General features: G+C 71.6%; 14 protein-coding genes and 1 riboswitch. Of the genes, 9 read left to right on the top strand and 5 right to left on the bottom strand.

Annotated features, from left to right (window positions below; all coding sequences use genetic code 11):
* The first annotated feature begins 20 nt into the window (after positions 1–20).
* Complete coding sequence (locus C3481_RS14525; RefSeq protein ID WP_088380556.1) at positions 21–872, top strand: sulfurtransferase; 852 nt, start codon at positions 21–23, stop codon at positions 870–872.
* Between the two features lie 22 nt (positions 873–894).
* Positions 895–1,362 (top strand): ribonuclease E activity regulator RraA, encoded by a 468-nt coding sequence (gene rraA, locus C3481_RS14520; protein WP_103843042.1) that lies wholly within the window; start codon positions 895–897, stop codon positions 1,360–1,362.
* Between the two features lie 4 nt (positions 1,363–1,366).
* On the opposite strand, the gene C3481_RS14515 is transcribed toward rraA, so the two are convergent.
* Positions 1,367–1,903 carry a hypothetical protein gene (locus tag C3481_RS14515; protein ID WP_103843040.1) on the bottom strand — a complete coding sequence of 179 codons (537 nt, stop codon included), beginning with the start codon at positions 1,901–1,903 and terminating at the stop codon, positions 1,367–1,369.
* Positions 1,904–1,999: 96 nt separating this feature from the next.
* Between C3481_RS14515 and C3481_RS14510 the strand changes: the two genes are divergently transcribed.
* Positions 2,000–3,952 carry an ABC transporter ATP-binding protein gene (locus C3481_RS14510; RefSeq protein ID WP_103843038.1) on the top strand — a complete coding sequence of 651 codons (1,953 nt, stop codon included), beginning with the start codon at positions 2,000–2,002 and terminating at the stop codon, positions 3,950–3,952.
* 101 nt (positions 3,953–4,053) lie between these two features.
* On the opposite strand, the gene C3481_RS14505 is transcribed toward C3481_RS14510, so the two are convergent.
* Positions 4,054–5,952, bottom strand: a complete 1,899-nt coding sequence (locus C3481_RS14505) for a phosphoenolpyruvate carboxykinase (GTP) (protein WP_071919197.1) — start codon at positions 5,950–5,952, stop codon at positions 4,054–4,056.
* A 118-nt stretch (positions 5,953–6,070) separates the two neighbouring features.
* On the opposite strand from C3481_RS14505, the gene C3481_RS14500 reads away from it, so the two are divergent.
* Positions 6,071–7,513 (top strand): XRE family transcriptional regulator, encoded by a 1,443-nt coding sequence (locus C3481_RS14500; protein WP_103843036.1) that lies wholly within the window; start codon positions 6,071–6,073, stop codon positions 7,511–7,513.
* A gap of 90 nt (positions 7,514–7,603) precedes the next feature.
* Here C3481_RS14500 and C3481_RS14495 read toward each other — a convergent pair whose 3' ends face one another.
* Entirely contained in the window at positions 7,604–8,731 is a 1,128-nt protein-coding gene (locus C3481_RS14495) for a winged helix DNA-binding domain-containing protein (RefSeq protein WP_181021948.1), read from the bottom strand.
* Between the two features lie 235 nt (positions 8,732–8,966).
* Between C3481_RS14495 and C3481_RS14490 the strand changes: the two genes are divergently transcribed.
* The 3 genes from C3481_RS14490 to C3481_RS14480 are packed head-to-tail and all read left to right on the top strand — an operon-like array spanning position 8,967 to position 11,463.
* Complete coding sequence (locus C3481_RS14490; RefSeq protein ID WP_023955607.1) at positions 8,967–9,821, top strand: ABC transporter substrate-binding protein; 855 nt, start codon at positions 8,967–8,969, stop codon at positions 9,819–9,821.
* A gap of 20 nt (positions 9,822–9,841) precedes the next feature.
* Positions 9,842–10,687, top strand: a complete 846-nt coding sequence (locus C3481_RS14485) for an amino acid ABC transporter permease (RefSeq protein WP_023955608.1) — start codon at positions 9,842–9,844, stop codon at positions 10,685–10,687.
* Positions 10,684–11,463 (top strand): amino acid ABC transporter ATP-binding protein, encoded by a 780-nt coding sequence (locus tag C3481_RS14480; RefSeq protein WP_103843032.1) that lies wholly within the window; start codon positions 10,684–10,686, stop codon positions 11,461–11,463. The genes C3481_RS14485 and C3481_RS14480 overlap by 4 nt, the downstream gene beginning before the upstream one ends.
* Before the next feature lie 83 nt (positions 11,464–11,546).
* Here the strand turns inward: C3481_RS14480 and C3481_RS14475 are convergent, their stop codons facing one another.
* The gene (locus C3481_RS14475; protein ID WP_023955612.1) at positions 11,547–12,428 is read right to left on the bottom strand and encodes a bifunctional methylenetetrahydrofolate dehydrogenase/methenyltetrahydrofolate cyclohydrolase; all 882 of its coding nucleotides are present in this window, start codon (positions 12,426–12,428) and stop codon (positions 11,547–11,549) included.
* Between the two features lie 168 nt (positions 12,429–12,596).
* Positions 12,597–13,871 carry a serine hydroxymethyltransferase gene (gene glyA / locus C3481_RS14470; RefSeq protein ID WP_088380563.1) on the bottom strand — a complete coding sequence of 425 codons (1,275 nt, stop codon included), beginning with the start codon at positions 13,869–13,871 and terminating at the stop codon, positions 12,597–12,599.
* A 52-nt stretch (positions 13,872–13,923) separates the two neighbouring features.
* A riboswitch (ZMP/ZTP riboswitch) is annotated at positions 13,924–14,007 on the bottom strand.
* A 68-nt stretch (positions 14,008–14,075) separates the two neighbouring features.
* Between glyA and C3481_RS14465 the strand changes: the two genes are divergently transcribed.
* Positions 14,076–15,647 (top strand): family 20 glycosylhydrolase, encoded by a 1,572-nt coding sequence (locus C3481_RS14465; protein WP_103843030.1) that lies wholly within the window; start codon positions 14,076–14,078, stop codon positions 15,645–15,647.
* Entirely contained in the window at positions 15,635–16,795 is a 1,161-nt protein-coding gene (gene nagA, locus C3481_RS14460; protein WP_103843028.1) for an N-acetylglucosamine-6-phosphate deacetylase, read from the top strand. The genes C3481_RS14465 and nagA overlap by 13 nt, the downstream gene beginning before the upstream one ends.
* The last annotated feature ends 50 nt before the right edge of the window (positions 16,796–16,845 follow it).

Here is a 16,845-nt window from a genome sequence, read left to right as displayed (position 1 = left end):
CCGCACGGCAGAATCAGAGGATGTCGTCGATCCTCACCACTGCCGCTGAACTCCACACCGCGCTCGTGGCCGGCCGCTACCCCGACGGCGGCCCCGTGCGCGTGCTCGACGTCCGGTGGTGGCTCGACCGCCCCGACGGACGCCCCGCGTTCCGCGCGGGCCACATCCCCGGCGCGCGCTACGCCGACCTCGACACCCAGCTCGCCGAACACGGCGAGCCGGCGCAGGGCCGGCATCCGCTCCCCTCTCCCGAGACGTTGCAAGCGGCCGTGCGCGACTGGGGCATCGACGGGGGCGACACCGTCGTCGTCTACGACGATGTCGCCAACCTGGCGAGCGGCCGCGCCTGGTGGGTGCTGCGGGATGCCGGCATCGCCGACGTCCGTGTGCTCGACGGCGCCCTGGCCGCCTGGACCGACGCGGGGTTCGACCTCGAGGAGGGTGACGCCCCGGCCGTGCGTCCGGGCACCGCGGTCGTCTCGCCCGGGACGTTGCCGATGCTCGGGATCGACGACGTCCTCGCCTTCGCCCGCACCGGACTGCTGCTCGACGCCCGCGCCGGCGAACGGTTCCGCGGCGAGGTCGAACCGATGGACCCGCGGGCCGGGCACATCCCCGGCGCGGTGTCCGCGCCGACGACGCAGAACAACGACGACTCGGGGAGGTTCCGGAGCCCGGACGAGCTGCGCGAACGGTTTGCCGCGCTCGGTGCGGAACCCGGCGCGACGGTCGGCGTCTACTGCGGCTCGGGCGTCAGCGCCGCGCACGAGGCCATCGCCCTCAGCCTCGCGGGATACCGGCCGGTGCTCTACCCCGGCTCGTGGAGCCAGTGGTCGCAGCATCCCGATCGGCCCGCCGCGACCGGTGCCTGAACTGCGTCGCTAGTCTGTCGGCATGACGACCGCGACCGCCGATCTCTACGACGAACGCGGCGAGGAGCTCGACTCCCTTGCCCTCCCGCTGCTCGACCTCGGCGGCCGAACGTCTTTCGACGGCCCCGCCCGCACGATCCGCTGCCATCGCGACAACGCGCTCGTGAAGCGCGTGCTCGCGACGCCGGGCGGCGGGGCGGTGCTCGTCATCGACGGCGGCGGGTCGCTGGAGTCGGCTCTCGTTGGCGACGTGATCGCCGCGTCGGCGGTCGAGAACGGCTGGGCGGGCATCATCGTGAACGGGGCGATCCGCGACCGGGTGGCGATCGCGTCGCTCGATCTCGGCGTCAAGGCGCTCGGCTCGAACCCCCGCAAGAGCGCGAAGGACGGCCTCGGCGAGCTCGACGTTCCGGTCACCATCGGCGGCGTCGTCTTCACGCCCGGGCGACACGTCTGGGCCGACGCCGACGGCGTGCTCGTCGAGCGCTGAGCGGCTAAGCAGTCCGCTCCAGCGAGAGCGCGTAGACGGTGGGGTCGCCGACGAGGTCCATGGTGACGCTCACACCCGGCTGCTCGATGGTCACGTCGAAGGCGATCGTGCTGTTGTCGCACGTCACGGGATCGCCCGATGACGCGCTGTCGATCGGGCCCGCGGTCACCGTGATCGTGCCGCCGCCGCGGCACGCGACCTGCGCCTGATACGTCCCGGCGGGGAGCGACGAGAACTGCGAGGTCTGGCGCGGGGACGTGTGCTCACTCAGCCACCCCGACAGCGTCCCCATGCCGGCGGTGTCCGAAGACCGGGGCACCGCTGTCTTGGCCCAGTCCGCGATCTCATCGACCGGCAGGGGCAACTGCTGCTCGTCGGTGCGCGCGTCGGATGTCGGCGTGGGAGATGGCGTGGAACCGGCGGATGCCGGCGACTCTGTCGCTTCGCCGTCTGCGACCGGACCGGTGCAACCGGTGAGGGTGAGCACGACGAACGCGACCGCGGCAAGGGGTGCCGACTGACGTTTCGTGAGCGAACGCATCCGGGAACTCTTCCATCGATACCGCGAACGGACAACCACCCTCGACGAAAGAAAGTACGGTCGAAGGAGAGAGCTTCAACGAACCGAGGGGACCGCATGTCCGACACCCGCAGCCGCATGCGCGGCGGACGCCGCCGTACCGACGACGGCCCCCGCGCCCGCCTCTCGCAGCTGCTCCCCTACCTGTTCGAGCACAAGGGCGTGCTCGTGGCCGTCGCGGTGCTCAGCATCGTCGAGGCGGTGGCCACCCTCGGACAGCCCGTCGTCGTGGGACAGGTCATCGAGCGCGTGCAGGCGGGCGACACCCTCGGCATCCTCGTCTGGGCGCTGGTGATCCTCGTCGTCGTCTCGTCGGCCATCGGAGCCTTCCAGCACTATCTGCTCCAGCGCACCGGCACGGCGGTCGTGTTCTCGAGCCGCCGCCGGCTCATCGCGCGCCTGCTCCGGCTGCCCATCTCCGAGTTCGACGCTCGGCGGACCGGCGACCTGGTCTCGCGGGTGGGAACCGACACGACCCTGCTCTACGCCGTGCTCACCCAGGGGCTCGCCGACTCGGTCGGCAATGCGCTCATCTTCGTCGGCGCCATCGTCGCGATGCTCTTCATCGACCCCCTTCTGCTGCTGCTTATCGTCATCGTGATCGGAGCCTCGGTCGCCGTCGTGGTGGGGCTCAGCACCCGCATCCGTCGCGCCACGCGCGAGCAGCAGGAGCGGGTCGGAGAGCTGGCGTCGGGCGTCGAGCGGGCGATCGGATCGATCCGCACCATTCGTGCCGCCGGAGCCACCGAACGCGAGGAGGCCGCCGTCACGGGAGCCGCGCGCCAGGCGTACGACGCGGGTGTGCGCGTCGCGAAGGCGTCCGCCCTGGTCGTTCCGGTCGCCGGCGTCGCTCTGCAGCTGTCGCTGCTCGTCGTGCTCGGCGTCGGCGGATACCGGGTGGCCTCGGGAGCCATCTCGATCGCGAGCCTCGTGACGTTCGTGATGTTCCTGTTCTTCCTCGTGCAGCCGCTGGCGTCGTTCCTCGGGGCGATCACCTCGGTCAACCAGGCGCTCGGCGCGCTCGGCCGCATCCAGGAGGTTCTCGACCTGCCCACGGAGGACTCGACGGATGCGGATGCCGCTGCCGGCGTCGCCGTCTCGGGCGACAGCGACGTCGCGATCGAGTTCCGCGACGTCCACTTCCGTTACCCGGAGGCCGTCGTCGCGGCTCGGCGCTCGGCGTCGGACGAAGCCTTGCGAACCCTCGCGGACGCACGCGTCGACACCTCGGCGGTCGCTGCGGTCACGGCCGATGAGACGGGTTCACCGGAGAGCGGTGCGGACGCCGCCTCGTCTGCAGCGACAGTCGGAGCGACCGCCGTCTCCGAGGGCGAGGTGCTCCGCGGCGTGAGCTTCCGCGTTCCCCGCGGTGCGCGCGTGGCCCTCGTCGGCCCTTCGGGGGCGGGCAAGTCGACGACCCTCGCCCTGATCGAGCGGTTCTACGACGTCACCGGCGGAGCGGTGCTCGTCGGGGGTGACGACATCCGGTCGCTCCCCCGCGCCGAGCTGCGCGCGCAACTCGGCTATGTCGAGCAGGACGCCCCCACGCTCGCGGGCACGATCGCCGACAACCTGCGGCTCGCATCCCCCGAGGCCACCGACGCCGACTGCGAGCGCGTGCTGCGCGCCGTCAACCTCGGCGAGGTGCTCGAGCGCAGCGAGCTCGGTCTTCAGGCGTCCGTCGGCGAGGCGGGCGTCATGCTCTCGGGCGGCGAGCGTCAGCGCCTCGCGATCGCCCGCGCGCTGCTGGCCGCTCCCCCGATCCTGTTGCTCGACGAGTCCACGTCATCGCTCGACGGACTCAACGAGCAGCGGATGCGCGAGGCGATCGACGCGGTCGCGACGGGTCGCACCCTCGTGGTCATCGCGCACCGGCTCTCGACGGTCGTCGACAGCGACGTCATCGTGGTGCTCGACCACGGCCGGGTCGTCGGCCAGGGCACGCACTCCGAGCTCGTCGCCACGGTCCCGCTGTACCGCGACCTCGCGAAGCACCAGCTCCTGGTCTGACGCGGCCGCCCGCTGGCCCGCGAGAACGCACCGTCGCCGCGAACGCGCACCCTGTGCGGTGCGTTCTCGCGGCGACGGTGCGTTCTCGTGGCGGAGCGGTGTCAGGCGCGGTGGCCGAGGCGGTAGCGCAGGGCCTCGAGCTCGGCGCGCAGCGCCGCCGGCATCCGCTCGCCGAAGGTGTCGTAGAACTCCTCGGTGAGGTCGGCCTCGCGCAGCCACGACTCCGTGTCGACCGCGAACAGCTCGTCGAGATCGCGCTGCGGCACCTCGATGCCGTCGAGGTTGAGGTCCGCCGTGTGCGGCAGCCGTCCGATCGGGCTGTCGACCGCGCCGACCTCGCCGTTCAGGCGCCGGACGATCCAGTCGATGACCCGCGAGTTGTCGCCGAACCCGGGCCAGAGGAAGCGCCCGTCGGAGCCCTTGCGGAACCAGTTCACCTGGAAGACGCGCGGAGCCCGGTCGAAGCGCAGCTTCTGCCCGACCTTGAGCCAATGCGCGAAGTAATCGCCCATGTTGTAGCCGCAGAACGGGAGCATGGCGAAGGGGTCGCGGCGCAGCTCGCCGAGCGTCCCCTCGGCCGCTGCCGTGCGCTCCGACGAGATGGTCGATCCGATGAAGACCCCATGGGTCCAGTCGGTCGCCTCGACGACGAGGGGGACGTTCGTCGCCCGGCGGCCGCCGAAGAGGATGGCGTCGAGCGGCACGCCCTCGGCGGCATCCCAATCCGACGCGATCTGCGGGCACTGAGCGGCGCTGACGGTGAAGCGAGAGTTGGGGTGCGCGGCCGGCCGACCCGAGTCGGGCGTCCAGGGCTTGCCCTCCCAGTCGATGAGCTCGGCAGGCGCCTCGTCGGTGAGGCCCTCCCACCAGACGTCGCCGTCGGGACGCAGCGCCACGTTCGTGAAGATCGTGTTGCCCCACAGCGTCTCGACCGCGGTGACGTTCGTCGATTCCCCGGTGCCCGGGGCGACGCCGAAGAAGCCCGCCTCGGGGTTGATCGCCCACAGCCGGCCGTCGGATCCCGGACGCAGCCACGCGATGTCGTCGCCAAGGGTCTCGACCCGCCATCCGGGGATCGTGGGGCGCAGCATCGCGAGGTTCGTCTTGCCGCAGGCCGAGGGGAACGCCGCGGCCACGTGGTACGCCTTGCCGGCCGGGTCGATGACCCGGATGAGCAGCATGTGCTCGGCGAGCCAGCCCTCGTCACGGCCGATCACCGACGCGATGCGCAGCGCGAAGCACTTCTTGGCCAGGATGGCGTTGCCGCCGTAGCCCGAGCCGAACGACCACACCTCGAGGGTGTCGGGGAAGTGCACGATGTACTTCTCGTCGTTGCACGGCCACGCGACATCCGCCTCACCGGGCGCCAGCGGCGCACCGACCGAGTGGACGGTCTTGACCCACGGCTTGCCGCCGGCGATCTCATCGAGCACCGCCGCACCGACGCGGGTCATGATGCCGATGGATGCCACCGCGTAGGCGCTGTCGGTGACCTGCACGCCGATGTGCGAGAGCGGGCCGCCGACCGCTCCCATCGAGAACGGCACGACGTACATGGTGCGCCCGCGCATCGACCCGGCGAACAGGGGCGTGATGGTCGCCCGGATGTCGTCGGGCGCGACCCAGTTGTTGGTCGGGCCGGCATCCTCCTCGCGCTCGGACGCGATGAAGGTGCGCGCCTCGGTGCGGGCGACGTCGCTCGGGTGCGAGCGGGCGAGGTACGAGCCGGGCCGCCACTCGGGGTTGAGCTTGATGAGCTTGCCCTCGTCGACCATCTCGCGCAGCAGCGCGTCGTTCTCGGCCGCCGAGCCGTCGACCCAGTGGACCCGGTCGGGCTGCGTGAGCGCAGCGATCTCGTCGACCCACGCGACGAGATCGGCGAGCGGACCGGATGCCGCCGAGGGGCGGGCCCCGAGGTCGGGCCGGGCGCGGCGTTGCGCGGCGGGTGCGGCAGCTGAGCCGGTGCTGGCAGGGCGGGTGAAGAGGTCGGCGATGGCCATGTCGGTCTCCTACGTCGGCGGCGAGATCGGTGATACCTGACGATTCCAACGCAGGAAGACCTCGTCTTGCGGGCCGCATCACCTTCAAGAAACACGATTCTTTCCCTATGATCAAGGAATGGCCGCATCCGGAATCGAACTCGCCACCCTCGGGCATCGCATCCGCCACCACCGCGTCGCCCGCGGGATGACGCTCGACGAGCTCGGTGCTCAGGTCGGCGTGGCCGGCAGCCAGCTGAGCCTGATCGAGAACGGTCGCCGCGAGCCGAAGCTGTCGCTGCTGCAGGCGATCGCCTCGGCGACCGGTACCGACGTCACCGACCTCCTCTCACCCGAACCGCCGAACCGGCGAGCCGCGCTCGAGCTGGAGCTCGAGCGCGCGCAAGCCAGTTCCGTCTTCCGGCGACTCGGCATCGCACCGGTGCGCGCGGGCAAGACGATGAGCGACGAGACGCTCGAGTCGATCCTCGGACTGCATCGCGAGCTACAGCGCCGCGAGCGCGAGGCGATCGCGACCCCGGAGGAGGCGCGACGGGCGAACACCGAGCTGCGCCTGCGGATGCGCGAGGCCGCGAACTACCTGCCCGACATCGAGCGCCTCGCCGAGAAGCAGCTCAAGGCAGCCGGGCACACCTCGGGCGCGCTGACGCACCGCACCGTGAGCATCATGGCCGAGCAGCTGGGGTTCGAGCTGCTCTACGTCGCCGACCTTCCGCACTCGGCCCGCTCGGTCACCGACCTCGAGAACGGGCGCATCTACCTTCCCCCGGCGTCGATCCCGGGCGGACACGGCCTGCGCTCGATGGCGCTGCAGGCGATGGCGCACCGGTTGCTCGGCCACACTCCCCCCAGCGACTACGCCGACTTCCTCCAGCAGCGCCTCGAGATCAACTACTACGCCGCGTGCTGCCTCATGCCCGAGACGGCCTCGGTGACATTCCTGTCCCAGGCGAAGAAGGACCGCAACCTCGCGGTCGAGGACTTCCGCGACGCCTTCGGGGTGACGCACGAGGCAGCCGGGATGCGCATGACCAACCTCATGACCCGGCATCTCGGCATCCCGCTGCACTTCCTGCGCGTGGACGGCGCGGGCGCCATCACACGGGTCTACGAGAACGACGGCCTGCCGCTGCCGATGGACGTCACCGGCAGCGTCGAGGGTCAGGTCGTGTGCCGCAGGTTCTCGGCGCGGTCGGCGTTCGAGGAGCAGAACCGCACGGTCGAGCACTACCAGTACACCGACACCCCGGGCGGCACCTTCTGGTGCTCGAGCCAGACCGGGACCACGGCCGAGGGCGAGTTCTCGATCACCGTCGGCGTGCCGTTCGACGACGCCCGGTGGTTCCGCGGACGCGAGACGCAGAAGCGGGCGACATCCACGTGCCCCGACGAGTCATGCTGCCGCCGGCCCGACCCCGACCTGACGTCGCGTTGGGAGGGCAAAGCGTGGCCGAGCGCCCGCGTGCACATGCAGATGTTCTCGCCGTTGCCGCGCGGCAACTTTCCCGGCGTCGACGACGGCGAGGTCTACGCCTTCCTCGACCGCCACGCCGGGGGCTGACTCGCCGGCAGCGCTCGAGGTCCCACTTCGGCCGGGAATGACGCCGAGATACCCGGCCGAAGTGGGACCTCGGTGGAGCCTTGCGCGAGCTCAGTCGGCGAGGAAGCGCGAGACCCGGGCGAGTGAGGCCTCGATGGCGGATGCTGCGACCGCCGGGTCTGCGACGAGCATGGGGCCGGGTGGCAGATGGTGCCGCCCCGCGGCGACGGAGTGGCGCCAGGTGCCGATGACCCGTCCGCCGGAGACCAGGATCGGCGCGACCTGACCGTTCAGGGTCGGCCCGATCCGAGCCGCGAGGTCGGGAGCGCAGACGGTCGTCCGGTCGGCATACGACAGATAGTACTCGTCGAAGGCGGGGAGGGCGACGACGTCCCCGCTGCCCAGGTCGGGGCTCGGGCCGGAAACGGATGCCGGCACAGCGGGCTCAGCGGCGGCCGGTGCCGCGAACAGTCCGGCCTCGATCTCGACGACCCGATCACCCGCCGCCTCGGCCGCGCGTCGCGACAGCCCGATCGGCAGCCCCGCCCACCAGCGGAAGTCCTCGACGCGCGCCGGCCCATGCGAGCGGATGTAGCCGGTGAACATCTCGGCCAGCGGATCGTCGGGCACCCGCACCGACGGCAGGTCGTCGACCGCGACAAGGAACTGGTCACGACTCGGGCCGCCCTCGCGCGGCACCACGGGGCCGAACGCGAGAACGCCGCGGACGGCGAGCGCCGAGAGGATGTGGTTGCCGCGGGAGCGCTCGGTCTCGATGCCGGCGCCGCGCAGGAGGTCGGCGAACTCGTCACGCGTGAGCCGGTTCCCACCGCGCAGCGCGTGTCGAGCCGCGCGCTCGGCCGTCGCCAGCACCGCCTCGTCGATCGCGAGCCCGCGCAGGATGCCGGCCGCCGCGCGCTGCTGCCGGTGGGCGGTCACCGCGAGCATCCCGGCGAGGTCGACCGAGCGCACGATGTGCAGGGTGCCGCGCTGGGTCCACGAGCGCACGAGCGTGCCGTTCTCGAACGCGGCATCCACCGCGCGGAGCACAGGCTCGCCGGCGGTACGGACGGCGAGCGCCCATCGCCCCGACCAGAACTCCTGCGCCTGCACCGCGAGCATGTGGGCTGCGGTCTCGCCGAGTGACGACGCGGGCTCGCTCAGCAGGTGCGAGCGCAGCCGCTGCGCCGCGGTCGGCCCCGCTGCGCTGCATCCTCCCCCACCGCCGTCGTCTCGCACGCCGCCGATCCTGCCCGACCCCGCCCCCGCGGGTCCACCCCCTGCGAGGTCCCACTTGGGCCGGGTTTGAGCCGCGCTTACCCGGCCCAAGTGGGACCTCGCGGGGTTCGGGCCCGCCCGGAGGCGGCGTAACACGACGACCCGCGCGCGCCGCGGCATCCGGACCGGGTGAGAATGGATGCAGCCGCCGGTGACAGCACGCCGATGCGCGGCATCCGCACCCGGAGGTTCCCCGATGTCCCGCTCTCTCGTCCGTGCCGCCTCGATCGGCGTCGCCGCGCTCGCGATCGTCCTCGCCGGGTGCTCGTCCTCGCCCGCGCCCGCCGCCTCGGGCGACGCCGCGTCCGGCCCCGCCGCCGAGGACTACGTCACCCCGGGCAAGCTCACCTTCGCCACGGGCGAGACGGCCTACGAGCCCTACTTCGTCGACGACGACCCCGAGTCGGGCGAGGGCTTCGAGGCCGCCGTCGCCTACGCCGTCGCCGACAAGCTCGGGTTCGCCCCGGAGGACGTCGTGTGGGTGAGGACGAGCTTCGAGGCTGCGATCGCGCCGGGTCCGAAGAGCTTCGACATCAACGTCCAGCAGTACACGATCACCGACGAGCGCAAGCAGGGCGTCGACTTCTCCTCGCCCTACTACTCCGCGAGCCAGTCGATCGTCGCGATCTCCGGTGGCGCGGCCGACGGCGTCTCCGACATCGCGGGCCTGACCGACCTGACGATCGGCGCGATGGCCAACTCGACGAGCGCGCAGACCCTCGCAGAGGTCGCGCCCGACGCCGAGGCCCGGCTCTACAACTCGAACGAGGATGCCGTCGCCGCGCTCGGCGCAGGACAGATCGACGCGATCGTGCTCGACACCCCCACCGCCTACCTCGCGGTCAACTTCTACATCGAGAACTCGTTCTTCGTCGGCGAGCTGCCGAAGGCCGGGATCGAGGACGAGTGGGGTCTGCTGCTCGCGAAGGACTCCCCGCTCACCCCGGCCGTGACGGCCGCCGTCGACGAACTGCGCGAGGACGGGACGCTCGCCGAGCTCGAGCAGACGTGGCTGTCGGGGCTCACGGAGGGCGTGACGCTCCTCCAGTGAGGGCGCGCTAGCGTCTATCCGTGACCACCTCCGTCCCGAGCGCGCTCGAACTCGAGCGCCGAGCGTATCGGCGCGGCCGCGAGCGCCGGTCGGTGCTGATCGCCGTCGCTTCGACACTGGCCTTCGCCGCCGTCGTCTGGGTGACCGTGATCAACACGGAGGGCTGGGCGACCGTCCAGCGGAGCTTCTTCGATCCCGCCGTCGCGCTCCAGGCGCTCCCCGAGGTGTGGCAGGGCTTCCTCGTCAATCTGCAGGTGCTCGCGATCTCAGTCTTCACGGTCGCCGCCGTGGCGCTGGTCCTGGCGCTGCTGCGCACCCTGCGCGGACCGGTGTTCTTCCCGCTCCGCCTCATCGCTGCGGCCTACACCGACCTCTTCCGCGGCCTGCCCTTCGTCATCGTGCTGTATCTGATCGGATTCGGGCTGCCGACCATCCTGAACACCCGCATCGACCCGGTGCTTCTGGGAGTCCTCGCCATCACCCTGACCTACTCCGCCTATGTCGCGGAGGTCGTGCGGGCCGGCATCGAGTCAGTGCATCCGTCGCAGCGTCTCGCCGCCCGCGCGCTCGGACTCAGCTATCCGCAGACCCTCGTGCGGGTCGTGCTGCCGCAGGCGCTGCGCAAGATGACGCCGCCGCTGATGAACGACTTCATCTCGATGCAGAAGGATGTCGGGCTGATCTCGATCCTCGCGGCGTTCGACGCGATCGCCGAGGCCCGGGGCGTGGTCGCGACGACCTACAACTTCACCCCCTACGTCGTGGCGGGCGTGCTGTTCGTGCTGCTCGCGATCCCGACGATCCGGCTGACGGACTGGTACACCGCGAGGCTCCGCCGCCGCGAGCAGACGGGATCGATCCTGTGACGCAGAACGGATCCGGCACCACGCCCGACACCGAGACCGGCAGTGTCACCGACGTGCTGCACGCCAGCGGCATCCGCAAGTCGTTCGGCGACCGAGAGGTGCTGCGCGGCGTCGACGTGTCGCTCGCCCGGAACGAGGTCGTCGCCCTCATCGGCGCGAGCGGCTCGGGCAAGTCGACGCTGCTGCGATGCCTCGGCCTGCTCGAGCCGATCGACGACGGGCAGATCCTGCTCGCCGGGAAGGACATCTCCGACCCCCGGGTCGACGCGAACGCGGTGCGCGCGCGGCTGGGCGCGGTGTTCCAGAGCTACAACCTCTTCCCCCATCTGTCGGTGCTCGACAACGTGACCCTCGCCTCGCGCGTCGTGCACCGCGTGCCGCGGCGCGAGGCCGAGGCGCGTGCGCGTGAGCTGCTCGCGCGCATCGGGCTGGCCGACAAGGCCGGTGAGCACCCCGACCGGCTCTCGGGCGGACAGCAGCAGCGGGCGGCGATCATCCGTGCGATCGCGACGGATCCCGAGGTGCTGCTGCTCGACGAGATCACCTCGGCGCTCGACCCCGAGCTCGTCGGTGAGGTGCTCGAGCTCGTCCGCGACCTCGCGTTGGCGGGCTCGACGATCCTCATGGCGACGCACGAGATGGCGTTCGCGCGGGATGTCGCCGACCGGGTCGTCTTCCTCGATCAGGGAGTCATCATCGAGGAGGGCGCACCGTCGGAGGTGTTCGGCGCTCCTCGCGAGCCCCGCACCCGGGCTTTCCTGTCCCGCTTCCTCTGAGCCCCCGTCGACTCGCCAGAGAACGCGGATCCGGATGCACCGGCATCCGCAGTCCTTGGCGAGTCGACGGCGGAAGAGCAGGCTCAGGCGGTCGCGCGCTCGGCGGCCTCGACGACGTTGGTCATCAGCAGGGCGACGGTCATCGGGCCGACGCCGCCCGGGTTGGGCGAGAGGAAGCCGGCGACCTCGGCGACATCCGGTGCGATGTCTCCGTAGACCTTCGACTTACCGGTCTCGGGGTCGTTCTCGCGGGTGACCCCCACGTCGAGGACGGCGGCGCCCGGCTTGACGTCGGCGGCGGTGACGAGGTGCTTCACACCCGCGGCGCCCACGATCACGTCGGCCTCGCGCAGGTGCGCGCCCAGGTCGGCGGTTCCGGTGTGGGTCAGGGTCACCGTCGCGTTGATCTCGCGGCGGGTCAGCAGCAGGCCGATGGACCGGCCGATCGTCACGCCGCGCCCGACGACGACGACGTTCTTGCCGGCGAGGTCGTAGCCGTTGCGCTGCAGCAGCTCGATGACGGCGCGCGGTGTGCATGGCAGCGGAGTCGTGATGGGGTCGTTGACGTTCAGCACGAGACGGCCGAGGTTGACGGGGTGCAGGCCGTCGGCATCCTTCGCGGGATCGATGCGCTCGAGGATGCGATCGGTGTCGAGGTGCTTCGGCAGCGGCAGCTGCACGATGTACCCGTGGCACGTCGGGTCGGCGTTGAGGCGGTCGATGACCTCTTCGACCTCGGCCTGCGTCGACTCGGCGGGAAGCTCGATCTGGATCGAGTTCATGCCGATCGCCTCGGACTCGCGGTGCTTCATCCCGACGTACAGCTGGGATGCCGGGTCGGCCCCGACCAGCACCGTCGCGATGCCCGGGGTGATCCCACGGGCCTTCAGCGCGGCGACGCGATCGGCCAGTTCGGCCTTGATGGCAGCGGCGGTGGCCCGCCCGTCGAGCTTCTGCGCGGTCATGTCGTTCTCCGTTCGAGGGGTCGCGGTCGCCCGGTCCCGGTCGCCGGTCCCGGTCGCCGAGAACATACCGTCCGGGCGAGAACGCACCGTTCGAGGTGCGTTCTCGGGGGGAGGGTGCGTTCTCGGCGACCGACCGACGACCGACCGACCGACGACCGACCGGCCGGGTTACTGCTGCAGCGAGGGGTAGAGGGGGAAGGCGTCGGCGAGGGTCGCGACACGGGCGCGCAGGGCCTCGAGGTCGGCTCCGGGCTGCAGCGCGAGCGCGATGATGTCGGCGACCTCGGTGAACTCGGCGTCGCCGAAGCCGCGCGTCGCGAGGGCGGGCGTGCCGATGCGCAGGCCCGAGGTCACCATCGGCGGGCGCGGGTCGTTGGGCACCGCGTTGCGGTTCACGGTGATGTGGATCTCGTGCAGCAGGTCTTCGGCCTGCTTGCCGTCGATCGCGGCGTCGCGCAGGTCGACGAGCACGAGGTGCACGTCGGTGCCGCCCGACCGCACGGCGATGCCCGCGTCGGCGACATCCTGCTGCGTCAGGCGCTCGGCGATGATCGCGGCGCCGCGCACGGTGCGCTCCTGGCGCTCCTTGAACTCGGGCGTCGCGGCGAGCTTGAAGGCCGTCGCCTTCGCCGCGATGACGTGCATGAGCGGACCGCCCTGCTGTCCGGGGAAGACGGCGGTGTTGATCTTCTTCGCCAGGTCGGCGTCGTTGGTGAGGATGATGCCCGAGCGCGGGCCGCCGATGGTCTTGTGCACCGTCGACGAGACGACGTGGGCGTGCGGCACCGGCGAGGGGTGCACGCCGGCGGCCACGAGACCGGCGAAGTGCGCCATGTCGACCCAGAGGTACGCGCCGACCTCGTCGGCGATCGCGCGGAACGCGGCGAAGTCGAGCTGACGGGGGTAGGCCGACCAGCCGGCGATGATGACCTTCGGCTTGTGCTCCAGGGCGAGGCGACGGACCTCGTCCATGTCGATCAGCGAGGTCTCGGGGTTCACGCCGTAGGCGACGATGTCGTACAGCCGACCCGAGAAGTTGATCTTCATGCCGTGCGTGAGGTGGCCGCCGTGGTCGAGCGAGAGGCCGAGGAGCGTGTCGCCGGGGCGGGCGATCGCGTGCAGGACGGCGGCGTTCGCCGTCGCGCCCGAGTGCGGCTGGACGTTGGCGAACTCGGCACCGAAGAGCGACTTGGCCCGCTCGATCGCGAGCTCCTCGGCGACGTCGACCTCTTCGCAGCCGCCGTAGTAGCGGCGACCCGGGTAGCCCTCGGCGTACTTGTTGGTGAGCACCGACCCCTGCGACTGCAGCACCGAGACGGGCACGAAGTTCTCGGACGCGATCATCTCGAGGTAGCCGCGCTGGCGGTCGAGCTCACGCTCGAGGACCTGCGCGATCTCGGGGTCGACCTCGGCGAGCGGGGCGTTGAAGTACGAATCGGTCATGACGATCTCCAGACGACGGCTTTCGGGACGGATTTCACGAGCAGAGAAGTTCCGCATCGGCCCAGGCGTGCGGTCGAATGCCGTGTCGGTCGCTCCCCGGTGGTGGCCCACCTCAACGCCAGTCGCGACGCGTCGAGCATAACGGATGCCGCGCTGGTACGCTGGCTCGAAAGTTTGTTAGGCACCCTTACAGATAGGGGCGCGATGACGTCGCTGCCGCTGGTCCCGTTGCCCTCCTCGGTCACGCCCGCGAAGGGGGTGACGTTCGCCCTGACTCATACCGTTTCCGTGACGGGAGACCCGGATGCCGCGGGGGTCCTGCACCGGCTCATCCTGACCCGGACCGGCCTCCACCTCACCGCATCCCCCGGTTCCGCGGAGCCCGGCATCGCAGAGCCCGGCATCGCAGAGCCCGGCATCGCAGAGCCCGGCATCGCAGAGCCCGGCCGCGCCGTCATCGACGTCACCGTCGACGGCGACGGCCCGCCCGACTCGTACCGGCTGACCGTCGCGGACAACCGCGTCACCGTCCGCGGTGCCGACGCGGCCGGACTGTTCTACGGCGTGCAGACCCTGAGCCAGCTCATCACCGGCTCGCCCGAGGGCTGGGTGATCCCGGGCGTCGACATCGACGACGCCCCCCGCTTCGCGTACCGCGGTGTCATGCTCGATGTCGCGCGCCACTTCCACGACGTCGCGACCGTCACCGCCTACCTCGAGCGGGCGGCGAGCCTGAAGTTCAACGTCCTGCACCTGCACCTCAGCGATGACCAGGGATGGCGGCTCGCGCTGACCCGCCGGCCGGAGCTCACCGCCCGTGCGGCGGCGAGCGCGGTGGGCGGCGGGGCCGGCGGCTTCTTCACGTCCGACGACTACCGCGCGATCATCGCTCACGCCGCGGCGAACCACATGACCGTCGTGCCCGAGTTCGACATGCCCGGCCACACCCACGCCGTCGGCCTGGCCTACCCCGAGGTCGCCGCACCACCGGCGCTGGACGGGTGGGACGCCGCGGGCGGTCCGACTCCCGTCGCCGGCGAGACGTACACGGGAATGGGCGTCGGCTTCTCGTCGCTGCGCATCGGCGCCCCGGAGACCGATGCCTTCGTCGACGACATCCTGACGGAGCTGGCGGAGCTGACCCCCGGCCCCTACCTCCACTTCGGAGGTGACGAGGCGCACGGCACCCCCGCGGCAGACTTCGCGGCCTTCGTCGCCCGCACCTCGCGAGTCATCGCCGACCTCGGCAAGACGCCGATCGCCTGGCACGAGGCCGGCGTCGCCGCGGATCTCGCGCCCGGAACGATCGGCCAGTACTGGGGCCTCGTCTCGCCGACCGACGGCGCGGACGAACGTGCGCGGGCCTTCGTCGCGGGCGGCGGCCGCGTCATCCTCTCCCCCGCCGACGCCGTGTACCTCGACATGAAGCCGGCTGCCGATTCTCCTCTCGGGCTGACCTGGGCGAACGGTCCGACCAGCCTCGAACGCGCCTACTCCTGGGAGCCGTGCGAGATCGTTCCCGGCATCTCGGAGGACGACATCCTCGGCGTCGAGGCGCCGCTGTGGACCGAGACCGTCCGCGACCTCGACGACATCGATGCGCTCGCCTTCCCCCGCGTCGCGGCGGCCGCCGAAGCCGCCTGGTCGGTTCCGGCGGGCACCGCGGCCGGCCGCACCTGGGAGTCCTTCCGCAAGCGGGTCGGCGGACTCGGACCACTGTGGACGACGCTCGGCATCCGCTTCCCCGCGTCGCCGGAGGTGTCATGGACGCTCTGAACCGCGTCATCCATTCGGTCCGGCTCGTCGACGACGGTCGCGAGATCGCCGATTCCTGGCTCGTCGTGCGGGACGGCCGGGTCGCCACGCGCGGCACCGGGCCAGCGTGGCGGGATGCCATAGCCGAGGAACCGGTCGACGAGGTTCTCGACGGCGCCGACGTCGCCGGCCCCGGCGCCACGCTCACCCCCGGCTTCATCGACATCCACGGCCACGGTGGCGGGGGCGCGGCGTACGACGACGGCGCCGAGGCGATCCGCGTGGCCCGAGAGCTGCATCGCGCGCACGGCACGACGCGGGCGGTCATCTCGCTCGTCACGGCATCCGTCGACGACCTCGCCCGCCGGGTCGCCGCCGTCGCCGATCTGGCGGAGACGGATGCCGCGGTGCTGGGCTCGCATCTCGAGGGGCCGTTCCTCGATCCCGGGCACCACGGCGCACACGACCCCGAGCTGCTCGTCCGCCCCGCCGCCGACGCCGTGGCCCGGCTGCTCGAGGCCGGTCGCGGCACCGTCCGACAGGTCACGCTCGCCCCCGAGCTGCCGGGCGCTCTCACCGCGATCGAGCGCATCGTCGCGGCGGGTGCGGCCGCCGCCGTCGGGCACACCGACGCCGATGCCGAGACCGCGCGGCGGGCCTTCGACGCCGGCGCGACGATCCTCACGCACGCCTTCAACGCCATGCCGGGCCTCCACCACCGCGAGCCCGGTCCGATCGGCGCGGCCACCGCCGACCCTCGGGTGACGCTGGAAGTCATCGCCGACGGCGTGCACCTGGCCCCCGAAGTGGTACGGATCGCCTTCGCCGCCGCCCCCGGGCGAATCGCGCTCGTGACCGACGCGATGGCGGCCGCCGGATCGGCCGACGGAGACTACGTGCTCGGGGCGCTCGCGGTGCGCGTCGAGCACACCGTGGCGCGGCTCGCCGACGGCACGATCGCCGGCTCCACCCTGACCCAGGATGCCGCGCTGCGGACGGCCGTCGCCGCGGGCGTGGCGCTCCCGGTGGCCGTGACGGCGCTGACGTCCACGCCGGCGCGCGCGATCGGACGCCCCGACCTCGGCACGCTCGAGATCGGCAGCCCAGCCGATGCGGTCCTCCTCGATGCCGACCTGCGCGTCCGTCGCGTCTGGACCGGTCGGGCGTGACCCGTTCGCCCGAGGTCGCTCCCGGGTCGGCGACGTGAGGCCGGCGCCTA

The organism is Microbacterium sp. Ru50 (assembly GCF_002920555.1).
GTDB lineage: Bacteria > Actinomycetota > Actinomycetes > Actinomycetales > Microbacteriaceae > Microbacterium > Microbacterium arborescens.
Note: the sequence above shows the minus strand (reverse complement) of the source record. Positions and strands in the feature narration are given on the sequence as shown.